Annotated in this window: 18 protein-coding genes and 1 pseudogene; 12 read left to right on the top strand and 7 right to left on the bottom strand. The window is 51.9% G+C overall.

What is annotated here, in order from left to right:
- Positions 1-93 precede the first annotated feature (93 nt).
- From Pla144_RS18860 to Pla144_RS25610, 4 genes and pseudogenes are all read left to right on the top strand, one after another.
- On the top strand, positions 94-1,119 hold the full coding sequence (locus Pla144_RS18860) for a YheT family hydrolase (protein WP_146452257.1): 1,026 nt from the start codon (positions 94-96) through the stop codon (positions 1,117-1,119).
- Between the two features lie 197 nt (positions 1,120-1,316).
- On the top strand, positions 1,317-2,483 hold the full coding sequence (locus Pla144_RS18855) for a hypothetical protein (protein ID WP_146452256.1): 1,167 nt from the start codon (positions 1,317-1,319) through the stop codon (positions 2,481-2,483).
- Positions 2,484-2,637: 154 nt separating this feature from the next.
- Positions 2,638-4,008, top strand: a complete 1,371-nt coding sequence (locus Pla144_RS18850; protein WP_146452255.1) for an SLC13 family permease — start codon at positions 2,638-2,640, stop codon at positions 4,006-4,008.
- Between the two features lie 57 nt (positions 4,009-4,065).
- Positions 4,066-4,557: pseudogene (locus Pla144_RS25610) on the top strand (immunity 53 family protein).
- Between the two features lie 186 nt (positions 4,558-4,743).
- Here Pla144_RS25610 and Pla144_RS18835 read toward each other — a convergent pair.
- Complete coding sequence (locus Pla144_RS18835) at positions 4,744-5,625, bottom strand: ZIP family metal transporter (protein WP_146452253.1); 882 nt, start codon at positions 5,623-5,625, stop codon at positions 4,744-4,746.
- 62 nt (positions 5,626-5,687) lie between these two features.
- On the opposite strand from Pla144_RS18835, the gene dtd reads away from it, so the two are divergent.
- The gene (gene dtd, locus Pla144_RS18830) at positions 5,688-6,134 is read left to right on the top strand and encodes a D-aminoacyl-tRNA deacylase (protein WP_146452252.1); all 447 of its coding nucleotides are present in this window, start codon (positions 5,688-5,690) and stop codon (positions 6,132-6,134) included.
- Positions 6,135-6,237: 103 nt separating this feature from the next.
- On the opposite strand, the gene Pla144_RS18825 is transcribed toward dtd, so the two are convergent.
- Positions 6,238-7,101 carry a metal-dependent hydrolase gene (locus tag Pla144_RS18825; protein ID WP_197530821.1) on the bottom strand — a complete coding sequence of 288 codons (864 nt, stop codon included), beginning with the start codon at positions 7,099-7,101 and terminating at the stop codon, positions 6,238-6,240.
- A 217-nt stretch (positions 7,102-7,318) separates the two neighbouring features.
- Between Pla144_RS18825 and Pla144_RS18820 the strand changes: the two genes are divergently transcribed.
- Positions 7,319-8,017, top strand: a complete 699-nt coding sequence (locus Pla144_RS18820) for a CvpA family protein (protein WP_146452250.1) — start codon at positions 7,319-7,321, stop codon at positions 8,015-8,017.
- A 298-nt stretch (positions 8,018-8,315) separates the two neighbouring features.
- A complete protein-coding gene (locus Pla144_RS18815) occupies positions 8,316-9,671 on the top strand; it encodes a BNR-4 repeat-containing protein (RefSeq protein ID WP_231936441.1) in 1,356 nt (451 codons plus the stop codon).
- A gap of 160 nt (positions 9,672-9,831) precedes the next feature.
- Here the strand turns inward: Pla144_RS18815 and Pla144_RS18810 are convergent, their stop codons facing one another.
- From Pla144_RS18810 to Pla144_RS18795, 4 genes are all read right to left on the bottom strand, one after another.
- The gene (locus Pla144_RS18810; protein WP_146452249.1) at positions 9,832-10,806 is read right to left on the bottom strand and encodes an acetyl-CoA carboxylase carboxyltransferase subunit alpha; all 975 of its coding nucleotides are present in this window, start codon (positions 10,804-10,806) and stop codon (positions 9,832-9,834) included.
- Between the two features lie 18 nt (positions 10,807-10,824).
- Positions 10,825-11,649 carry a serine/threonine protein kinase gene (locus tag Pla144_RS18805; protein WP_197530820.1) on the bottom strand — a complete coding sequence of 275 codons (825 nt, stop codon included), beginning with the start codon at positions 11,647-11,649 and terminating at the stop codon, positions 10,825-10,827.
- 164 nt (positions 11,650-11,813) lie between these two features.
- The gene (gene truA / locus Pla144_RS18800; RefSeq protein ID WP_146452247.1) at positions 11,814-12,563 is read right to left on the bottom strand and encodes a tRNA pseudouridine(38-40) synthase TruA; all 750 of its coding nucleotides are present in this window, start codon (positions 12,561-12,563) and stop codon (positions 11,814-11,816) included.
- A gap of 12 nt (positions 12,564-12,575) precedes the next feature.
- Positions 12,576-13,589, bottom strand: coding sequence for an aspartate-semialdehyde dehydrogenase (locus Pla144_RS18795; RefSeq protein WP_146452246.1), 1,014 nt, complete (start codon positions 13,587-13,589; stop codon positions 12,576-12,578).
- 232 nt (positions 13,590-13,821) lie between these two features.
- On the opposite strand from Pla144_RS18795, the gene Pla144_RS18790 reads away from it, so the two are divergent.
- The 5 genes from Pla144_RS18790 to Pla144_RS18770 all read left to right on the top strand — a co-directional run bounded on the left by Pla144_RS18790 (position 13,822) and on the right by Pla144_RS18770 (position 19,814).
- Complete coding sequence (locus tag Pla144_RS18790) at positions 13,822-14,457, top strand: GNAT family N-acetyltransferase (RefSeq protein ID WP_146452245.1); 636 nt, start codon at positions 13,822-13,824, stop codon at positions 14,455-14,457.
- A gap of 154 nt (positions 14,458-14,611) precedes the next feature.
- Complete coding sequence (locus Pla144_RS18785) at positions 14,612-16,225, top strand: calcineurin-like phosphoesterase C-terminal domain-containing protein (protein WP_146452244.1); 1,614 nt, start codon at positions 14,612-14,614, stop codon at positions 16,223-16,225.
- Between the two features lie 198 nt (positions 16,226-16,423).
- Entirely contained in the window at positions 16,424-17,428 is a 1,005-nt protein-coding gene (locus Pla144_RS18780) for a 6-bladed beta-propeller (protein ID WP_146452243.1), read from the top strand.
- 354 nt (positions 17,429-17,782) lie between these two features.
- Positions 17,783-18,442 (top strand): hypothetical protein, encoded by a 660-nt coding sequence (locus Pla144_RS18775; protein ID WP_146452242.1) that lies wholly within the window; start codon positions 17,783-17,785, stop codon positions 18,440-18,442.
- Positions 18,443-18,575: 133 nt separating this feature from the next.
- Positions 18,576-19,814 carry a PQQ-dependent sugar dehydrogenase gene (locus Pla144_RS18770; RefSeq protein ID WP_146452241.1) on the top strand — a complete coding sequence of 413 codons (1,239 nt, stop codon included), beginning with the start codon at positions 18,576-18,578 and terminating at the stop codon, positions 19,812-19,814.
- A gap of 18 nt (positions 19,815-19,832) precedes the next feature.
- On the opposite strand, the gene Pla144_RS18765 is transcribed toward Pla144_RS18770, so the two are convergent.
- Positions 19,833-21,263 (bottom strand): DUF1501 domain-containing protein, encoded by a 1,431-nt coding sequence (locus Pla144_RS18765; RefSeq protein WP_146452240.1) that lies wholly within the window; start codon positions 21,261-21,263, stop codon positions 19,833-19,835.

The following is a 21,263-nucleotide window of genomic DNA, read 5'->3' as shown; positions in this document are numbered from 1 at the left end:
ATAGTACGGTTAGAGAAATTTTACTGACCAATCGTGACATTTTTTGATACATTGCGGTTCCCAGAGAGTTGCCTTCGATTTACTTTATTTCTCATGAGTCGAGTCATCGAAACTTGGAAATTCCGCCCGCATCCGTTGCTGGCCAATGCGCACATGCAAACAGTTTTCGGGTTGCGCTGGCCTCAGCGAGCTGCCCCCTATGCTGCTCGGGTGCACCATGTGCCGCTGGAGGATGGCGATCAACTTGCTTTGCATGAAGATGTGCCATTCGAAAACTCTGAGAATGCCCCCAGCATCTTGTTGTTGCATGGACTTTCGGGGGGGCACGACAGTTCTTACATGTGCCGCTTGGTCGAAAGACTTACACCGCGTGGTTACCGAGTGTTTCGCCTCGACATGCGTGGATGCGGGGCAGGGGAGGGGATCGCTCGCAAACCAAACCACTGTGGTCGTTCTGAAGATGTCGCGTCAGTGCTGAACTTCATCGCCGAGTTGCACACGGATTCGCCGACTACTCTAATCGCCTTCTCAATGGGTGGCACGCTTGCCCTGAACATGCTCGCCGAAGCAGGTGAAATGCGCATCGGCAATTTTGAGCGGGCCTTGATGATCTGCCCGCCGATTGACCTTTTTTCGATCGAACGCCATTTTCGCAGTTTCCTCGGTCGCCCCTACGACAAGTTCTTTGTGAAGAACATCTGGGCTCAAGTATTACGGCGTTGGCAGGCATTCCCAGAAACGGCACCCAAAACGATTCCCCAGCGTCCTAAACGATTGCGGGATATAGACCATTTAGTCGTAGCGCCTAGCGGAGGGTTCGCATCTGCTGAGGAGTACTACGCCAAGACGCAACCCGGGCCTAAACTCGAAGCGATCCGTCAACCTGTGACGATCCTCTTTAGCCAAGATGACCCCGTCGTCCCTTTCGCCCCACTATTCGACTTCCCCCACAGTTCGTCCGTCGAAACGATTGTCACCTCTCACGGTGGGCACTTGGGTTTTTTAGGGCAACCGGGACTCGATGCCGATATCCGTTGGATCGACTGGAGGATTCTGGAGTGGCTGGAGCACCTTCCCCTGTCGCTCGAAAAATGCAAACAGCGTGTTTGTTCGCGATAAGCAAATCAATGCGCGAATCCTTGGCAAGGTCAATTGGAATGACCGCCAAAAGCGGTACAAACCGTTTGGTGCTTCAACTCTAAGTTGATAAACCGTCTCTTTAAGAACTTCTGACGACCTATTCTAGTGTAGATGCCAGCAGCGCAGTATCGCTGACTTATCAAAACATTTGCTTGAACTCAGTAGAGGTCAGTTGCATGAGCCATGACGAATTGCCCAGCGAAGAAGATTCTCTCATCGATGTCATTTCTGAAGAAGTAACAAGTGACAACCCTTCGCTGCCTACCTGCGAAAAATGTGATTCTTTAATCAATTCGAATGACTCGCTGGTCTGCCGCAAGTGTGGTTGGTATGCCAGTATCGGTTCGTTTGTGGAAATCGATCAATCCTGGGAGGCAAGTAGTGACCCAGACGCAGATCAAATACTCGCAAGCGAAGAGAGCGAGTCTTTCCGGATGCCCGAGTGGGCTTGGGTGATGATTGGTTGTGTCACGGTGGTGATCGCCGAGAGCATTGCTGCTCGCTATTTGACTGAGGCAGGAAGTATTGCGAGAACTCGTTGGTCATTAGTGCAACTTTTGATTGGGGGAATTGCGGCCGCAATCTGTCACTTTGTCGCGTTTATTCTGCTTATTCGCGATGACAGTGAAGTTGCGTTACTCGACGTCCTGCTTAGACCACTCCGACCCTGGGCATTGCGAGTCCATGAACTGCCAGATCGACAGTGGATTTGTCATACGGCAATAAGCGGCATTGTAGCAGTGCTGATGTCAGTCCTAGTGATCGGAGGAATTCCCTACGAGAGACTTTGGGACTGGGGATTCGGCAAGCCAGTGAACCAAGACCTGATGGGAGCGATTGCCGAGCAAGCTCAAAAAGGGAACGGAAAAGATCAATCGCTCGAAGAAGCAGTTGAGGAGCTGGGTGGCAGCCAGAATTTGAGCGACGACGAAGGAAAAAATAAAAAGGCAGCAAAGAAACCCACCGAGCGGAAGGAAGACGACTGTGTGATCATCGGCTACCGGGCGAACGAAGCGGGAATCGTCTATTTACTGGTCCTCGCTGGGGAGAATTTTGGTCATCTGCAACATGTCGGCCAGGTAGTCCCTCAATTGCCAATTCGAGAACTGAAGGCACTGGGCGATCAACTGTCGACTTACAAGACCTTTGACCCCTTCGTCCGTCTCCAGATGGACAATGTTATTTGGGTGGAACCCAAAATTGCCTGTCGCGTGAGTTATGCAAGGAAAGGAAAAAAGGGGGGATTGTTTGACACCAAGCTAGTGGCGATTCTGGGTGAGATCGATATCGCCACTGGAGACGATGCCCCTGCGGAAGAAATCTTAATGACCAATGACCGATGAGAAATCTTTCGGGTTTTGCTGGCTCATGTTTTGGTCATTAGACATTGGACCTTGGGCTTTTCCTAACTTTGCTATCCAGACTTTTCACTTCACTGTGGTTCTGCAATCGGTCGGCCAACGCTAGACTATTGCAGAAATCCACCTTGTGAGGAAAATGATGAAACTCTGGGGACTCTGGCTCGGACCAGTCGTGGCAATCTTGCTTGGAGGCGTGCTCAATCTTCAAGGCTCGCCCCCTGCGGCCGTTTGGACGGCCAGCATTACTGCGCTGACGGCCCTCTGGTGGATTTTTGAGCCGATCCCCATTCCCGCGACTTCGCTGATTCCTCTGGCGATGTTCCCACTGGTTGGGGTTCTTACGCCCAATGAGGTTGGTTCTGCCTATGGCAATGAGATGATCCTCCTCTTAACTGGTGGGTTTATGTTGTCGTCGGCAATGGAGCGGAGCGGAACCCATCGCCGCATCGCTTTAGGAATGGTCGCCCTCTTCGGTGGGAACAATGGGCGTCGCCTGGTACTCGGATTCATGGTGGCGTCTGCAGTGCTAAGTATGTGGATTTCCAACGCGGCGACCTCACTGATGCTGTTGCCGATCGTAGTGGCGGTGATAGAAAAGGTGCAAGATGAGAAGCTGTCTTTGGCATTGCTACTGGGATATGCCTATGCAGCGAGTGTCGGTGGCATAGGTACTCCGATCGGCACGCCCCCTAACTTGATCTTCATGCAAAACTATGAGTCACTGGTTGGCGAAGAAATAAGCTTCCTCGAGTGGATGAGTTGGACGCTGCCCGTAGTGCTGGTGATGATTCCCATTATCTGGTTGTGGCTAACACGTCGCATCGAATCGACGACCAGGATTGAACTGCCTCCAGTCGGAGATTGGCGTAGTGAGGAGAAACGTACTCTCACTGTTTTTGCCGCTACGGCCCTTTTTTGGATCACACGATCTGATCCCTTCGGCGGCTGGCAAGAACTCTTAAATCTTCCCGGGGCCAACGATGCCAGTGTCGCCTTGCTCGCAGTCGTAGCATTATTCCTGATTCCCAACGGCAAAGGGGAGCAGCTTCTGGATTGGCCGACTGCCGTGAAGATCCCCTGGGGAGTTTTGTTGCTTTTTAGCAGCGGCATCGTGATCGCAAAGGCATTTACCAAGTCGGGATTGAGCCAAGAGATTGGCGATCAACTTGCTTCATTGTCTACTCTGCCAATTCCCTTGCTTATTGGGCTACTCTGCCTGGTGATTACTTTTATGACCGAGGTGACCAGTAATACCGCCATCGCGAGCCTGATGATGCCGATTTTGGCTGCGACGGCATCCTCTACGGGCATTGACCCCAAGCTGCTCATGGTCCCGGCGGCGCTGACCGCCAGCTTTGCGTTTATGCTACCGGTGGCAACCGCTCCGAATGCAGTGGTTTTTAGCTCGGGGCGTGTTACGGTCCGCCAGATGGCGAGCGAGGGTTTTGTCTTGAATCTTGTTGGGGTGATTGTGGTAACGACTTACTTTTCGCTCGTGTTTGGCTAATCCAGACTGGGAGCTAAAACGAAGGAATCAATCCCGTCACAAAAACACAACCTAATCATGTCTAATCAAGTTCCTATCGAAGAACTTCAAGGTTGGTATCACGCTCAATGTGACGGGTCTCGGGAGCATTCTCTCGGTGTCGAAATCACCACTATAGATAATCCTGGCTGGTGCCTGAAAGTAAACCTGGAATGAACAATACTTGAAGACGAGTCTTTTTCAGCAGTTTCTTGTATAGATGAGGAGTCACAGGACTGGTTTGAATGCAAGGTTGAGGGGAAGAAATTCGTTGGATATGGCGGTCCTCGAAAACTGAATGAGATGATCAAGACGTTTCTCATTTGGGCAAAGAACCGAGAAAACTGGCTTTCTATTCCTCCTCAAGCCACACACGAGCAATTGAATCTCATTTGGTATCAAACCTTGGAGGAGGAAACTGGCCCCGAGGCATGCAGAAAGGCTGGCTGCGATGCCCTCAGAACTCGGCATAGCATCTTTTGTCGTAAGCACCACTTTGAACAACTAAAAGGATATTTGCCAGAGGAGTAATGCCTATAGCGAACTATTATGGTCCATTTGCCTCCAAAGCAATCCGTTAGCTTACGTCGGTCATGTCGATCCTATAAGTAAATGTTTGATACCTGTAATCCAGGATTATTGTGATCACGAACATTCATTTATAAAGCATCCTTAGCTGGAATGTGCAGCTGTTCAGCTTCGCCCTTCTAACAGCTCTCAGATTTGCAAAACAACTTGCTGAGTTTCTTTCGGCAGGGCAGGGGGGTGCGAATGAGTTGTACTTTCCAATTGACTGATCCCCCAGGCAAGTGCCAATCCCAGCAAAAGTGCTGCCGAGAGTTTACCGCGATCGTGGTCGTGGAATTGTAGTTCCGGCAAGAGGTCGCTGAGCGCGATGCAGAGGAAGGTTCCGGCAGCGAAGGCCAACGCGTGGGACAGAGTTTCACCACCGTCTCCTTCGCCCATTAGCCCAAAGCGGAAGATGAGAATTCCCAGGGGAATCGCCAGCGAGAACAGTCCGTTAACAACATGTCGCCAGGTGAGTGACCAGCCGCCATGGGCCATCAGGGTTGCAATCGTCATCGAATCGAACGGCTTGTGCAAAACGATGACCAGGAATGTGCCGAGCCCGGCAAGTCTTACCGTCTCATGCCCGTGGGCCACGCCAGCGGCCAAGGCGATTCCTTCGATCACGCTGTGGAGCGTGAGCCCCAGTGCCGCGCCACTCCAGGAGAGATTGTGTCCGTGATCATGGTCGCCATCGGGACCGTGATGACAACTCACTTCGCCGTCTTCGACTTCGTGGTGGTGAAAACAGAAAAAGCGTTCAATGAAAAACATCACCAGCAACCCGGCCAAAAGCCACAGCATCACTTGCATGTTGGAAGTCGAAAGGGGGACGGTTGAGTTGGCCGCCTGATCGAGCGCGTGGGGCAGCATATGCAACAGCCCAATCCCCAGCATCACTCCCGCTACAAAGCTCACAGCACATTCCATCCAGCGATGCGTTAGCCGCACCCAGATAGGAATCATGCCACCGGCAATAGACACCAACAGAATTATCAGGCAATAATAGGTGAGCAACACATTCGAATTCATGCGGTGAAGTATGGCACCGGTAACTCTGCGCGACAAGCGACCGGCGAGTCAGAAAGTCAAAGATGAGAGCCTGTATTCAACGAGTTTCCCGTGCCCGTGTGGTTGTCGAATCTGAAACAGTGGGCGAAATCGGCAGGGGGGGGCTCGTGTTGTTGGGGATCGCAGGCACGGATACCGATGCAGAACTCAACTGGTTAGCCGACAAGATTGTGGGCTTGCGGATTTTCGAGGACTCTGCCGGCAAGATGAACTGCTCTCTCTCAGATATTGAAGGGCAAATTCTGGTGGTGAGTCAATTCACCCTCTACGGCGATTGTCGCAAGGGAAGGCGGCCAAGTTTTATTTCGGCGGCACCTCCGGAAATGGCCGAGGCGATGTATGAGAAATTTATCGCTCGGTTAGTTGAGCAGGGGATCACAACCGCGATGGGTCGCTTCCGAACTCACATGCAGGTGGAACTTGTGAATGATGGACCTGTGACAATTTGGATCGACACGGACCAGACCTGAGGGTTGAATCTGTTGGTTTATTGAGCCAGATCCCTCTGGTCATGGAAATCCAATCCGATTGAAGAACCCTTCTCGGAGAGACAGGCAACAGTTGATGACGTGCTTATTTTGCCCCGCCGATATTTCGCCACAGCCGACGTGCCGTGTCGTAGATGGTCTGGTCTACCTCGGGTGTTTGTGGCTGATCACCATTGGGGGGAAGCACCGCGTATCCTTGCGGCATAATCCCTGTAGTCGGCAGAGGGACTGGATTGTTTGTCCCGGCCAACTCGCTTTCCGATCTTAGTCGCCATCTGTCGAGGTCTACCGCGATCGAGTAGTTCGTGCCATAGTGATCCATGACCATCGGTTCCCCGAGAATCATTGTGTACACGAGAATTAACTTGGCGTAGGTCGAGATATTTCCCCATGTGCTGTGTCCCCATAGTTTCATTGCTGTACCGAAGGATTTCTTGAATCGCCATCTTCCACCGGTCCACTCAACGGAATAAATCTCATCGAGCACCAGGTGGGACATGACACCTAGCAATACGCCGGCGGCCTTGAAGTAGCGTAGTTGGAGATTATCAGAACCACAAAACAAAAATGCCAACCCGGCAAAGGTTAAAGCAGCCGGGAGACTATGAAACATTCCCCGATGGACGGTGTATTTCTTGATCAGTTTTCCGACGCCAAAGCGAATGAAGACATAGGAACTCATCACCGCAAGGACGTATTGTTCGTGGTTTAAACCTAGCTCAGCTAGTCGCGTTGATAGCAGCACAGGGATGATGGCCGCGGCGAAACACATGGACTCGCGGAAAGGGACTCCGGTGTCGCTATCGATATCGGGGAGCATCCCACCAACTCCACATAACCCGCCAGCAATGATGGCGGACTCCCAGGGCAGTCCATAGTAGGCACCCACCGCGCCGTAGCCGACGCCCAGCATTGTGCTGGTAGTAATATGTGTCTTGAATCCAGCCATAGAATGATATGGGGTTCGAGGAGGAAACTTTCGAGGGCGAGAGAATAGGAGAAGTCTCAGGTCGTTGCCAGAGAAACCGCGAGTGCTAGCATTGCTATCAGTCACCTGTGGCTTAGCGAGCATGGACTCTCTGTTAACTGCCCTTCGTTAGACCGCCAACCCTCGATATACTTCCGCAGCCAAAAGACTCGTTACCCCCCTATGCAGAGCCAAACTCATGCAGATATATGACGTATTGATGCTGGTCGTGTTGATTGCCGCCACGATCTTTGGAATGTGGAAAGGCATGGCATGGCAGATTGCCTCGCTAGCATCTTTGGTGCTGAGTTATTTCATCGCGCTGCGGTTTGCCGATCAGCTTGCCCCCACATTTGAGGGAATCGCTCCGCCGCCACTCAATAAATTCGTGGCAATGCTCGTGATCTACATGGCCACTTCCTTTGTCATCTGGAGCCTGTTCCGCTTCATTTCTGGAGTGATCGACAGGGTGAAGCTAGAATCCTTTGACCGCCAGATGGGTGCGATCTTTGGATTTGCAAAGGGTGTGCTGCTATGTACAGCAATTACCTTTTTCGCAGTTTCACTGTTGCCTCAACCGCAAAAAGAGCAAATTCTCGCGTCACAAACTGGCCGCTATATCGTTGTGATGCTGGATAAAACGGACGCGGTGGTCCCCCCCGAGATCCACGACGTAATCGGCCCTTATTTGCATCGGATTAACGAGCAACTCGACCCCAGCCGGCAAAACCACCAAGAACATGGTGTGCAGGCGAATTGGCCCTCGGCGGCATTCCCCGAGTGGCCCGGTTCGGCACCCAAAAGTGAATCCAGTCCGATCGGGCAACCCGTTTCTACGCCCTTGCCCAAGTGGCCGCCAGACTCACAGGCCGCGGGCAGCAATGGCAAGCAATACTGATGTACGTCAGAATTCTTGCTAGGAAGTCCATCGATCCTAGCGAAACCTGAGCACCTATCTTCTCTTGAAGGATACTTGTTCGTAGTATGTCTTGATGCAGTTCAATGTCTTCTTGATCAGAATTTGTTCTTTTCGCCTGCTATCGTGGATGCTTCCCGGCGAGGTAATCCATTTAGTGCTTGTTGTTGCTTGTATTTCTTGGTTGCAAACTCAAGAAATCTCTGCGCAATCTTCGACTTACTCCGATTCCAATATCACACTCAACGTAAAGGCTGATGGATATCGAGGTATATGGTACATGAACCAACCTTCTGGTGATCAATATATCTACAAATACAGCGGTGGCATGGGAACCTACTGCGCAAAGCACCAACCATTTGCAGTTTACTGTGCAGAAGCTGAGAAAACTTTTTTCTGCTACGGAGGATCAAAGGAAGATGACAGTCGACAGCTGTTACATATGGTTTCGTATTTTGATCACAAGACGATGGCTGTGCCCCGACCAACGATCCTGTTAGACAAGCGGACGAGTGACGCGCATGATAACCCTGTAATATCGATCGATGAAGACGGTTATATTTGGATTTTCTCAACGTCGCACGGGACTAGCCGACCTTCCTATATTCACTGCAGTAAGCGCCCCTTCGAAGTTGATGAATTTGAACGTGTGCGGGCTACTCGTGCGGACGCTAATGAAGAGCTTGAAATCACCAACTTCTCGTACATGCAAGCTTGGCACACTCCAAATCAAGGTTTCGCTTGTTTCTTTACTGAATACCAGGCACCTGGCGCTCGAACAATTTGTTTCATGAGCAGCAAGGACGGCTCTTCGTGGAATCCGGTGCAACGCCTTGCAGCGGTCGAGGAAGGGCACTATCAAATCAGTGCCGTTGGTAAAGCGAAAGCTGGTTCTGCGTTCAATTATCATCCTCGTGGTAAAGGGCTCAATTGGCGTACCAACCTTTATTATCTTGAGACGCCTGATTTCGGGAAAACTTGGCAATCGGTCTCCGCAGATCATGTGCAGTTGCCGTTGAGCGAGTCGGGCAACGCTGCACTTGTCCATGACTATGAGTCCGAGGGCCTGAACGTTTATTTGAAGGACATTCAGTACGACGCGCAGGACAGGCCGGTAATTCTGTATCTAACCAGTGGAGGGTACCAGTCGGGGCCCGAGAACGATCCTCGGACCTGGAAAACTGCTCGCTGGACCGGCACTGAATGGGAAATTCGATCCGCCATGAATTCAGACAACAATTACGACATGGGCTCTATTTGGGTGAGCAAAGATGACATCTGGCAGATCATTGCACCAACGAGTACGGGTCCACAGCCTTTCAATCCAGGTGGGGAGATCATCAAGTGGGAATCTAACGATCATGGCCAGACTTGGGAAAAACTAAGAACCTTCACGAAGAACAGTGTCTTCAATCACAACTACGTTCGTCGTCCCGTGGATGCTCACCCTGATTTTTATGCTATTTGGACGGATGGACATGGAAGGAAACCTTCTGTCTCGACCCTGTATTTTGCCAATCGGGATGGATCTGTCTTCGAGTTGCCGCGCAAGATGGAATCTGCCTTCGCCAAGCCTAAAAAGATAATGTTGGATGAGTGGTCAACCCAGTTGCCCCTAGGTGAGAAGGGCAAATAAGAATTGCAAACCTACGTTTTCCCCGGGGAAAACAACTCCAGAAACGAACATAACAGTGATTATCGGACGTTGGCCGTAGGTGACTTCAGACAAGAATATTGACTTTCTCCCCCACTGCCTCGACTCAAATAAGGCAAGCTTACGCATCTAAAAAGCACGGCTAGCCCGTGGGCTGAGTTTCCAGATACGGGCCGATGCGGCGGAACTTTTCGTACCGTTGGGCGAGCAATTCGTCAGTCGGTTTCCGGAGGAGTTCTCGGAGCGTCTTGAGGAGATAAACTTTCATCCGGCCCGCCATCTGGTGGTGGTCGCGATGGGCTCCGCCCAACGGTTCCTCAATCACGTCGTCGACAACACCCATCTCGCTCAGGTGTTTGGAGGTGATTCGCAGAGCCTGGGCCGCCTGTTCGGCGTAGTTGTGGCTTTTCCACAAGATTCCAGCGCATCCCTCGGGGCTGATGACCGAATAATAGGCGTGTTGCAAAATGGAAACCCGGTCTCCCACGCCGATCCCGAGAGCCCCGCCGGAACCCCCTTCTCCGATGACAACGCAAATGATGGGCGTTTTGAACCGCGACATCTCCATCATGCTTTGGGCGATCACCATCGCCTGGCCGCGTTCCTCTGCACCGATTCCTGGATAGGCCCCCGGTGTGTCGATCATGGCAATAATTGGCAAGCCATATTTCGCGGCCAAGGCCATCTTCTGCATCGCCTTGCGATATCCCTCAGGATGGGCACAGCCAAAATAGCACTCGTTTCGCTCTTTGAGCGTTTTTCCCTTTTCGTGGCCGACGACCAAGACCTTGTATTCGTCCAATTTGGCAAACCCCGCGCGGAGTGCGCGATCGTCACCAAAAAACCGGTCGCCGTGGAGTTCGACAAACTCGTCAAAGACAAGATCAAGGTAATCCGTGAACTTGGGACGTTCCTTGTGACGGGCAACCTGCACGGTTTCCCAAGGGTCGAGATGGTTGTAGATCGCCTTGGTAGTTTCGGTGAGTTGTTTGCGCAGCTCACGAATCCGCTCACGCAGTTCAGGCGAGGTGGTTTCGTTTGCTTCGAGCGTTTCGATCTGCTCTTGCAGCTCGAAAATGGGTTGCTCAAACGGTAGTCGGAAGTCGTAACCTGGCATGGCTGGATTATACCGCGATCAGACGTTGTCGTCGTGATCTTCCGGTGGCTTTTCTTCAGGCTTTTTTGGCTTTATGTGGAAACAACGTCCCGCCTTCAGTTCGCGATAAAATTCCATCAGGGTATCGGGACGATCATTGGGGTCTTTTTCGAGCATGCGATGTACCAAATTGGCAAACTCGGGCTGAACGTTTTTTTGCAACATTGAGATCGGTTGGGGGCGTGCCTTAAGATGCTTATTCAATAGTTCTGAAGAACTGCTGGCAGTATAAGGAAGCTTGCCACACATCAGTTCGTACACCATGCAGCCAAAACTATAAATGTCGGCCCGCTCATCGACTTCCTTACCCCGAATCTGCTCGGGGGCCATGTAGCTATAGGTCCCCTGCACCGGTGCTTTGTTGCCGAACAGCTTGGAAATTCCTTTTTTAATCTTACGAGCGAGTGTGAAGTCGATTAGTCGCACCTCGTTCTCATCGTTTACCAGAAAGTTGTCGGGCTTGATATCGCGATGGGTCCAGCCCTGCTTGTGCATGTATTCAACAGAGAGTGCTGCCGCCGCAAGTATCTCTTCCAATCTCCAATGGAGCTGCTCGACTCCATCGTGAATTTGCTGCTTGAGGTTGGGAGTCTTAAACAATTCCATGATGAGAAACGTGCCGTCTTTTCCCGTGCCAAAATCGAGTGTCTTGATCACGGAGGGATGATCTAGAGTTTTGCCAACCATATACTCGTGCTTCAACTCGCCAGATGATTGGCGTGTATGTTTCGGCCCTGGTGGCAACCACTTCATAGCAAAAGGCTCGTCTTTGCCTATCGGCTTCACCGCCCAGATCTCGAACATCGCTCCGGCTCGAATCAGATAGAAAAGCCTATAGGGACCAACAAATTCTTTACCAGCAGACGCCATGCGATCAATATGGGGTGTTGAAGGTTGTGGACGAAATACTTGCTTGAAAGTGCCAGTCTAGTCATATCAGAGTGTCGGCGAAAGAGTGTTTCCCGCGTTCAATAATCCACTCGCATTAGGCAAAGCCCCTGGGGAGGTGCCGTTCTTCCGGCTTGCCGACGATCGCAAGCCTTGAGTGCTGCAGCGAGCCAAGCTTTGTCGCGTCGGCTCATTCCTATCTCGACCAGAGATCCGACAATAATACGAACCATATTGTAAAGAAAACCGTTTCCCTCGACGTCGACTTCTACCAGTGCTCCCTGTTCTCCCGAGCCACGCTGCACCTCGATTGCCGAGATCGTGCGAACGGTGCTCTCTCGCTCGGAACCCGCCGATTGGAAGCTGGCGAAATCATGCGTACCAACTAGCACATGTGCGGCTTGATGCATGGCTTCGGTGTCGAGCATTTGCGGCACATGCCAAACCATGTCGCGCTCGAAGAGTGGACGACATCGTGAGTTGTAAATCCGATAGCGATAGCGCTTTCCGATGGCATTGTAGGTGGCATGGAAGTCATTTGTTACCATTTCGACCCCTTTGACGATCACGTCCACAGGCAATAAAGCGTTCAATGCTCTATGGAGTTGCTCGGCGTCAAGGTGAGTCGCAGATGAGACTCCCACCACCTGTCCGAGCGCATGAACCCCGGCATCGGTACGACTGCTGGCAGTTACATGCACCGCTTCGCCGGTGATCTTCTGCCACGTATCCTGTATGGCACCTTGAACCGTGCGACGATCGGGTTGCACCTGCCAGCCGGAAAACTTTGTACCGTCGAATCCGATGGTGAGTTTGAACGTCGGCATCATGCTATTGTCAGATCAGACAGCGGCGTGCGAACGCACGAGCAATTCAGCGATCTGCACCGCATTAGTCGCAGCCCCTTTTCGCAGGTTGTCGCTAACACACCAGAAAGCAAGGCCATTCTCACTAGACAAATCTTCGCGAATGCGACCAATAAACACTGCGTCATCGCCGCTGCAATCGGCGGGCATGGGATACTCGCCGGCTGCCAGATTATCGATCACTTTAATGCCTGGGGTGGCTGCGAACAATTCGCGGGCTTCTTCCGCGGTGATCTTCTTCTCGGTTTCGACGAGGATGCTCTCACTATGGCAGTTCTCGACTGGTACACGCACACAGGTTGGGCAGACTTGGATCGAGTCATCTCCGAAGATCTTCTGCGTCTCGTACACCATCTTCATCTCTTCGCTGGTGTAGCCGGCATGCTTGGCCGAGCCAATCTGAGGAATGAGATTGAAAGCAATTGGATGGGCAAATATCTGGTATTTGTGTTCCTTATTATCCAGGAAGGCTCGACTTCCTTCAACGAGATCTGCTTGACCTTGCACGCCAGCTCCGCTGGTGGCTTGGTAGGTACTCACGATCACACGACGAATTGTCCCCGCATCGTGCAGTGGTTTCATGGCCAGCACCATTTGCGTGGTCGAACAATTTGGGCTGGCGATAATTCCTTCGTGATTAAACGCCGCATCGGGATTGATCTCAGGGACCACCAACGGCACCTTAGGATCCATCCGCCAATAGCCACTCTCATCGACGACTATACAGTTCCTCTCAATAGCCCAGGGGCAGAACTCGGCAGCCACTGGATCGGGGGTACTACCAATGGCTAGATCGATGTCATCAAAAGCCTCTGGACGCAGAAGTTTGACTGTATGCTCTTCACCTTTGAAATGGATTGTTGTGCCCGCAGATCGCTCGGATGCCAGGAAAGTGATTTTCTCATAGGGAAAATTCCGCTCTTCCAACATTTGTCGTATCAAAGTGCCTACGGCACCAGTGGCACCAACGATGGCGATCGAATCAAACACGTTCTAGCTCCAAAATGTAAAGGGATAGACCGAGGGTCAAATTTAATGGCGGACCCAAAACCGCACTGCCCGGTTCAGACTCCGGGCCTTAACCCAGTATTATAAGCAGTCCTGCAGGCCTCCGACAACTTCTGTGAGAGGACAAAAAGCCCAAATTCAGGGCTCGGCCGTGAGCTAGAATTTAAGGTATCGATACTTGGTCCCCTGCCTTGCAACTTTAGGTACCGAACTAGTGGCGTCTGCCAAATTACTTGAAACTGTTCGTTGCCTGGAGCATGAAACCAGGATGACCCGTCAGGAGATTCCGGCTCTGGCGCGACTATTAGCGGCAGAGTTGGCCAATGACCCTCTGCAACGCTGGTTGTTCCCCAGCGATCGAACGCGGCTCAAGGCAAGTGAGCGACTTTTTCGTCGGCTGGTAACTCCACGTGTACCGCAGGGTTCGGTCTCAGTGAGCCGAAATGTGGGCGGCCAATTAGCATGCGTGGCTGTTTGGACTCCACCCCACCCCCCTGCCCTATCGCGCTGGGAGCGACTAGCCGAATCGCTTGCGATGCGAATGGCACACGGCAAACGCATCCACGAGATACGTGCAGGATTGACTGCGCTCGCGGCGCGACATCCTCAGCAGCCCTATTGGTATTTGTTGGCACTCGCGACGGCCGAAGAGCAGCGTAGCCAAGGACATGCTACTCGCCTGTTGGAATCCAAGTTCGAAGACTGCGACGCGGCCGGTAAATTGATGGCTCTGGAGACCTCCTTGCCCGAGAATCTCTCGTATTACAAGAGATTCGATTTTCAGGTGGAGCACGAATTGCAGTTGGAAAATGGGCCCAATGTCTGGCTCATGTGCCGCAAGCCTCACTAGAGGTCCTGCAAACAGGCACCGCATTTATTGGTTGTGTTGCCTCTGGCATATTCTTCCCCACATCAATCCCTTGTGATTACGTGAGTCTGACGTTATCACTTTAGAGACCGCCCGTCAGGTAAGTTGTCTAATCTATTCCGGAGTAAGAAATCCTATGAAGTTTTTCAGGAGAAGCTTTTCTTCCAAGAATTTTCTGCTTGCGATAACCATTTTCTTAAGCATTTGCTCTCACGGCATCCTCCGCGCGGAAACCGCTCGCGGCATCGTATTCAACGATCAGAACGCCAACGGTGAACGAGACAGTGGTGAGCCGGGACTGAGAAATATAAAAGTCTCCAATGGGCTGGAAATCGTTACCACTGATTCCGAGGGGAACTATCAGATCGATGTCGATGATGACACTATTCTGTTCGTCATCAAACCCCGCGATTGGCAGACGCCTGTCGATGAGCAGAACCTCCTTCAGTTCTACTACATTCACAAACCGGACGGTTCACCAGACCAGGGATACAAGTATGCAGGGGTCGAACCGACAGGCGATTTGCCTAAGAGCGTTGATTTCCCCTTGGTTGCATCTCCCGATCCCGACGAGTTCACCATGATCGTCATGGGAGATCCCCAACCGGCTACTCGCCAGCAAGTAAGGTTCTACGCCAACGATGTGATCGCCGAGCTGATCGACTCCCCTGCCCTGTTTGGAATGTCGATGGGTGACATTGTTCACAATGATTTGTCACTATTCGAGCCCGTCAACGCCGTGCAGGGGCTCGTTGGAAAACCGTGGTATAATGTGCTGGGCAATCACGACATAAATTTCGATTCCCCCGACGACAAATATTCCGATGAAACCTTCGAGCGGGTCTACGGCCCGCCCAACTATGCGTTTCAGTATGGCGAAGTACATTTTGTGGTGCTCGACAACGTCGTGTGGCTCGGAAGCAAAGACAATAGCTATCTTGGCGGATTGTCGGATGAGCAACTCGACTTTGTGAAAACATATGTCGATGGCGTGCCTCGGGATGATCTCATCGTGATCTGCACGCACATTCCGCTGCCAGAGATTGTCATTGACGCCGACTCCAAGCCGCACAGTTCCCCGGAATATCGAAAGCTGCTGGAAATTCTCTCCGATCACCCACGCACGATGTCGTTCTCTGCCCACACGCATTTCACTCATCAGCACTTCTCTGGCAAGGAAGATGGTTATACTTCCGACGCAGGTGGCGAGCACCACCATCACAATGTTGCGACAGGATCAGGGAGTTGGTACAAAGGCCCGCAGGACGTGCAGGGCCTCCCTGACACAACGATGGCTGACGGCGCGCCCAATGGGTACATCCTGGCAACTTTCAAAGGGCATGACTATCAACTTCGGTTCAAAGGGGCAAGAATGCCCGCCGAATATCAAATGGCGATCCAAGCACCGGAGGTAATCGCAGCCAAGGATACCGTCCCCACAAAGATCGTGGTCAATGTCTTCAACGGAAACGAAAAGTCGAAAATTCGGATGCGAGTCCGAGGCCACGGAGGATGGCAAGTGCTTCCGCAAACTCCCGGATATGATCAGGCATATCAGACCTACCAGGCGCACAATCGAGATACGGAGCGCGAAGAGAATCGAGTCCTCCCCGAAGCCAAATTCACACGCCACCTTTGGTCCGCGCCATTAGGAGTTGCTCTCGAGCCCGGTTTCTATGTCCTGGAAGTCGAAGCCACGGACATGTACGGTCAAAAGGATCATGGGGTGCGGCTGATTGAAGTGGAATAGAAAAGTGGTGCAGGCTTCCAGCCTGTGTATTGAACTGACAACCAGAATGGCTGTACCAGAGGATTCGCTTAGCAAAACGTGGCTGCACAAACTAATCGATTTGGAATGCGATAATTTGCGGTCTAGCCGAAACTGGTTCCCCCAATACGTCAATTCGACAAACATAGTACCGCCAATACCTCGGCAGGAGTCCTCGTCATGAAACTTGATTCAACTTTTCTCGCTCTCACGGTCTCCCTGGTTCTAACGCAGCCAGTTACTGCACAAGAAAAACCCCAGCCTGTAAGGATGGGTTGCGGGGCGATGACCTTCGACACGGTACCCGGATGGGGACTCCGCCCGAATGGAGAATCTGCTCTGGGACCGACCCATGGTTCTGTTGTCATCGATAAGGATGGCAATATTTACACGAGTGCCAAGAAAGGAGTCGTTGTTTTCTCGTCCGAGGGAACTGTGATTCATTCCTACCTCGGGGAGGATTTCACGGACATCCATGATATGGAGATACGCGAGGAAGGTGGAGAAGAATTCATTTATGGGGCCCGCAACAATAATGCTGAAGGAATCAAGTTCAACATCCATGGAGGAGAAGTCGCACTTCGCCTGCCTTTTCCAGAAGAGTCTGGCCTCAAGATCGATGCATTCAAACCCACGGCAATCACAGTTGCTCCCAACGGCGATGTTTTCCTCTCGAACGGTTACGCCAGCAATCACATATTTAAATACGACAAGGCAGGAAAATATCTGAAGCACTTCGGCACGAAGGGGAACGGCCTCAAAGAGTTTAATACGGCCCACGGGATGACTCTCGACACGCGCTACGATCCACCCCGCTTGCTGATTTGTGACCGTAATCATGAGCCCAAAGGTCGATTGCTTCACTATGACTTGAACGGAGAATTCATCGACGAGGTCATTACCGGCCTGGGAATGCCTACTTCTGTTGCCATCCAAGGAGACTTCGTCTCCGTACCCGATTTGCACGGGCGACTGGTCATCCTTGACAAGAACAACACGATTATTGCAGTCCTCGGTAACAATCCAGATCCCGCCAAAGGGTCGAGTTACGACATTCCTCAAAAGGACTGGGTCGAGGGGGCTTTCAGCGGAACCCATGGTTCCTATTGGGATAAAGACGGCAACCTCTATGTCCAAGACTGGAACATCGCGGGGCGAATCATGAAACTAGTGAGAGTCGAGTAGCTGCGACTTAACGTCGGTGCTTATCCTGGCATCCGCTAAGTGTATTCCGGTTGACTCGCTTTTTATTGTGCAGTCGGTTCTCGGCCAAGTAAATTGCCTCGTAATGTGGCAATTAGAATTGTCAACCTGGGACGATAAAACTTCGTTGAATTGAGCCGCGTAGCACAGGCAATGCTGGCTATTGGGCTTGGTATCCACAGCAGATCGCCTGAGGCCGCGCGTTTTCCAAGCCACTCTTTGCCCTTTTCGAAGCTGTCCTGGAGCAGTTAACTTCCAGATGCTATTATTGAGTTAAAGGAGCATTCCAACACCATCAATCTCCACTCGAAACAAGAAATCACTCAGGAGAAAACCATGAACCGCATCCTATCTATTTCCATCTGCTCAGCGATTGTGCTATTGGGACTGACAACGGCCGCGATTAGTCAAAACTCACAGTCCCGAACTCGAACAGCCGTGTCTAGCTCGTCATCTTCAACCGACACCGCTGCCGAGCGCGAGAAGATTTGGAATAGCCCCACGATGCTTCACGCGCGCGCCTGGGTACAGGAGTACTGCCAGCGGTCGGCCAAGATCACTCCCGCGGAAGCCCAACAGTACATGAAGGAATTAGAAAACCTGTCTCCTACGCAGATGAAATTGTGGTTACTCAAGTTCCAGCATGACGAAGACATGGCACGTCAGCAGCAGGCGGATTTTGAGATGGCTCGCAAGGCACATCTCCAACAGGCGATCTCGATTGATAAGGCCACGCAACAAGACTATGCCAATATCAATCGCGATGAGAACGAGGCAGCTTCGACCGCAGAGCAATCGATTCGTACGCAAGCTGCTGAGGCCTCTCAGCGAGAGCAAGCCAAACAAGACCAAACTGCCGTCGATGCCGAGAACGTTGATAGTTTCTACGGTGGTTACGGCGGGATATATGGCGGCTACGGCGGATTGTACGGCGGGTATGGCTTTGTCCCGCATATCCACATCCATGTTCATCCACAAAGCGATCCTGACCAATAGACGTGGTGTAGGCTTCCAGCCAGTGAATGAAGATGACAGCCAAGTTGCTACAGCGACTCGCTTGCGGAGTGGTGGCTGCCTCACCACCTTGCCAATCTCGTTCAATCTTAATTCCCGCACTTAGGAATTTCAAATGCTCTTATGTTTCCGAAGCTGTATTCTTGGTCTCGGCTGCTTGAGCCTGTTTGCCACTGGCGTCATGGGTGAAGTTGATGAATCAACTCTCCCCGTCAAAGTTGTACCGGCGTTTCCTGATCTAGAGTGGCCCGAGTGGCTCACAGGAGTCGACACGGGGAAACCTCGTGATCCTCGCCCAATCGAAATCACTGGTGCAGGGGATGGATCGGACCGTTTGTTCGTGGCCACCCAGTACGGCACCATACATTCGTTTGAGAACAATCCTCATGTTACGAATATGAGTCTGTTTCTTGATATTCAAGAGCGTGTCATGCCTTTCAACCCAAATACCAACGAAGAAGGGTTTTTGGGACTCACGTTTCATCCCCGCTTTCAAGAGAACGGTGAATTCTTCGTCTATTACACCGCCGCACCTACTGAGGAGAAGCCACACCTTTCTCGCGTCTCTCGATTTCGCACCAAAGCAAACAACCCCGATGAGGGCGATCCAGACAGCGAAGAAGTCTTGCTGGAAATCGACGAGCCCTATTGGAATCACAACGGCGGAACGGTGGTGTTTGGTCCAGATGGATATCTTTACATTGTAGTCGGTGATGGAGGTGCATTTAACGATCCCCACATGAATGGTCAGAACCTGCACACCCTGCTTGGGAAAATCCTTAGAATCGATGTCGACCAAAAGGATAAAGATCTGTCTTATGCGATTCCAAAGGACAATCCGTTCATTGGGGAGCCCAAATTCGCGAGGGGTGAAATCTGGGCCTATGGACTCCGCAATCCCTGGCGACTGTCATTCGATCGAGAGACGGAAACTGGCTGGGCTGGTGATGTGGGCCAGAATGAGTGGGAAGAGATCGACATCATCGAGCGTGGGGGCAACTATGGCTGGAATTTACGAGAAGGGATGCACTCCTTTGGCCCCGGCGGGGTTGAGCCTAACGAAAATCTCATCGAGCCCATTTGGGAATACCACCATGACGTCGGTAAGTCGATTACCGGAGGCACTGTCTATCGAGGGAAAAAGATACCAGCGCTCGCTGGAGGCTATCTCTATGCCGACTATGTGAGTGGGCAATTATGGGCGCTGTGGTACGACCCCGAGAAGAAAGAGGTCATCGCCAATCGCTCCATTCGAGACAAAGGAGCCCCCGTGATTTCTTGCGGCGAAGATGACGAAGGAGAAGTCTACTTCACCGGTGAACGTGAAATATTCACGTTTGCTCCTACAGAATAGTGTGCCGTCTTTAAGGGTTTATGAGAGTAAATCGTGAATCACTCGGGCTTCTTCGACGCCAGTGAGTCGCATGTCGAGTCCCTGAAACTTGACGGTAAAGTGTTTGTGGTCAATTCCCAAGAGGTGCAACATGGTTGCGTGGAGATCGCGGACATGCACGGGATTCTCTACAGCGTTATAACCTAGCTCGTCCGTTGCTCCGTAAGAAATACCGGGACGGATGTTGCCCCCCGCCACCCACATTGAAAATCCTTTAATATGATGGTCGCGTCCGGGGCCTCCTTTACCCTGGAACATCGGAGTGCGTCCGAATTCACCTCCCCAGACGATCAACGTATCCGCGAGCATCCCACGTTGCTTTAGATCCAACACAAGGGCTGCTGTCGCCTTGTCGGTCAAGCCACTGCATGTGTTCATGTGCTGGACAAGATCACCGTGGTGATCCCAGCCGCGATGATAAAGATGAATAAATCGCACACCTCGCTCCGCAAGTCGGCGAGCAAGCAGGCAATTAGACGCATACGAACCATCACCGGGCACAGCCCCATACAAATCAAGCACATGTTGTGGCTCGTCAGACATATCCACCAGTTCAGGGACTGAAGTCTGCATGCGGAAGGCCGTTTCGTAGGCCGCAAGTCGCGCTGCAAGGTCGGGATCATGCAGATGCTCTTGTCGATGGCCGTCGAGTGCCAAGACGCTGTCAACGACTCGCCGCTGCATGTCGCCAGATACTCCCGGAGGATTCTTAATGTAGTGCACAGGGTCACCAGAGGAATTGAAGGGGACACCCTGAAATTGACTTGGCAAGAAACCGGCCGACCATTGCCGTGATGCTATCGGTTGCGGGCTTCGACCTCCAACACTGACGAGCACCACGAAACCAGGAAGTGATTGGTTTTCACAACCCAGGCCATAATTGATCCACGCGCCCATTGAGGGTCGGCCACTGATAACGGTACCCGTGTTCATAAAAGTGTGTGCTGGATCATGGTTGATCTGTTCGGTGACCATTGATCGAATAACACAAATTTCATCAGCGATTTGCCGATGGTAAGGGAAAAAGTCGCTTATATATTGGCCGCTCTGGCCATAACGACCGAACCTAGTCATGGGACCTTGCGCGATCAACTCTTGTCCTTGAAGTTGAGCAATCTGTTGTCCTTGGGTGTACGACACAGGCATCGGCTGGCCATTAATTTTTTCGAGAGTTGGTTTGTAATCAAAGGTCTCAAGATGCGAAGGTCCCCCTGCCATGCAGAGAAAGATGACTCGCTTCACCTTCTGCGGCAGATTGGGGAGTGTCGGAAGACCGATGCTTGAGGCTGCGTGTGTTTCGCTCCCTAACATGGTTGCTAAGGCAGCACTTCCCAGCCCCAGTCCTGACTGGGCGAGGAAAGTGCGCCGACAAAGTTGGCGGCCAATGGAAGATGGCAGGGATTCTTTCAT

This window comes from Bythopirellula polymerisocia, from assembly GCF_007860015.1.
Taxonomy (GTDB): Bacteria; Planctomycetota; Planctomycetia; order Pirellulales; family Lacipirellulaceae; genus Bythopirellula; species Bythopirellula polymerisocia.
This window is presented reverse-complemented; position numbering and strand designations above follow the sequence as displayed.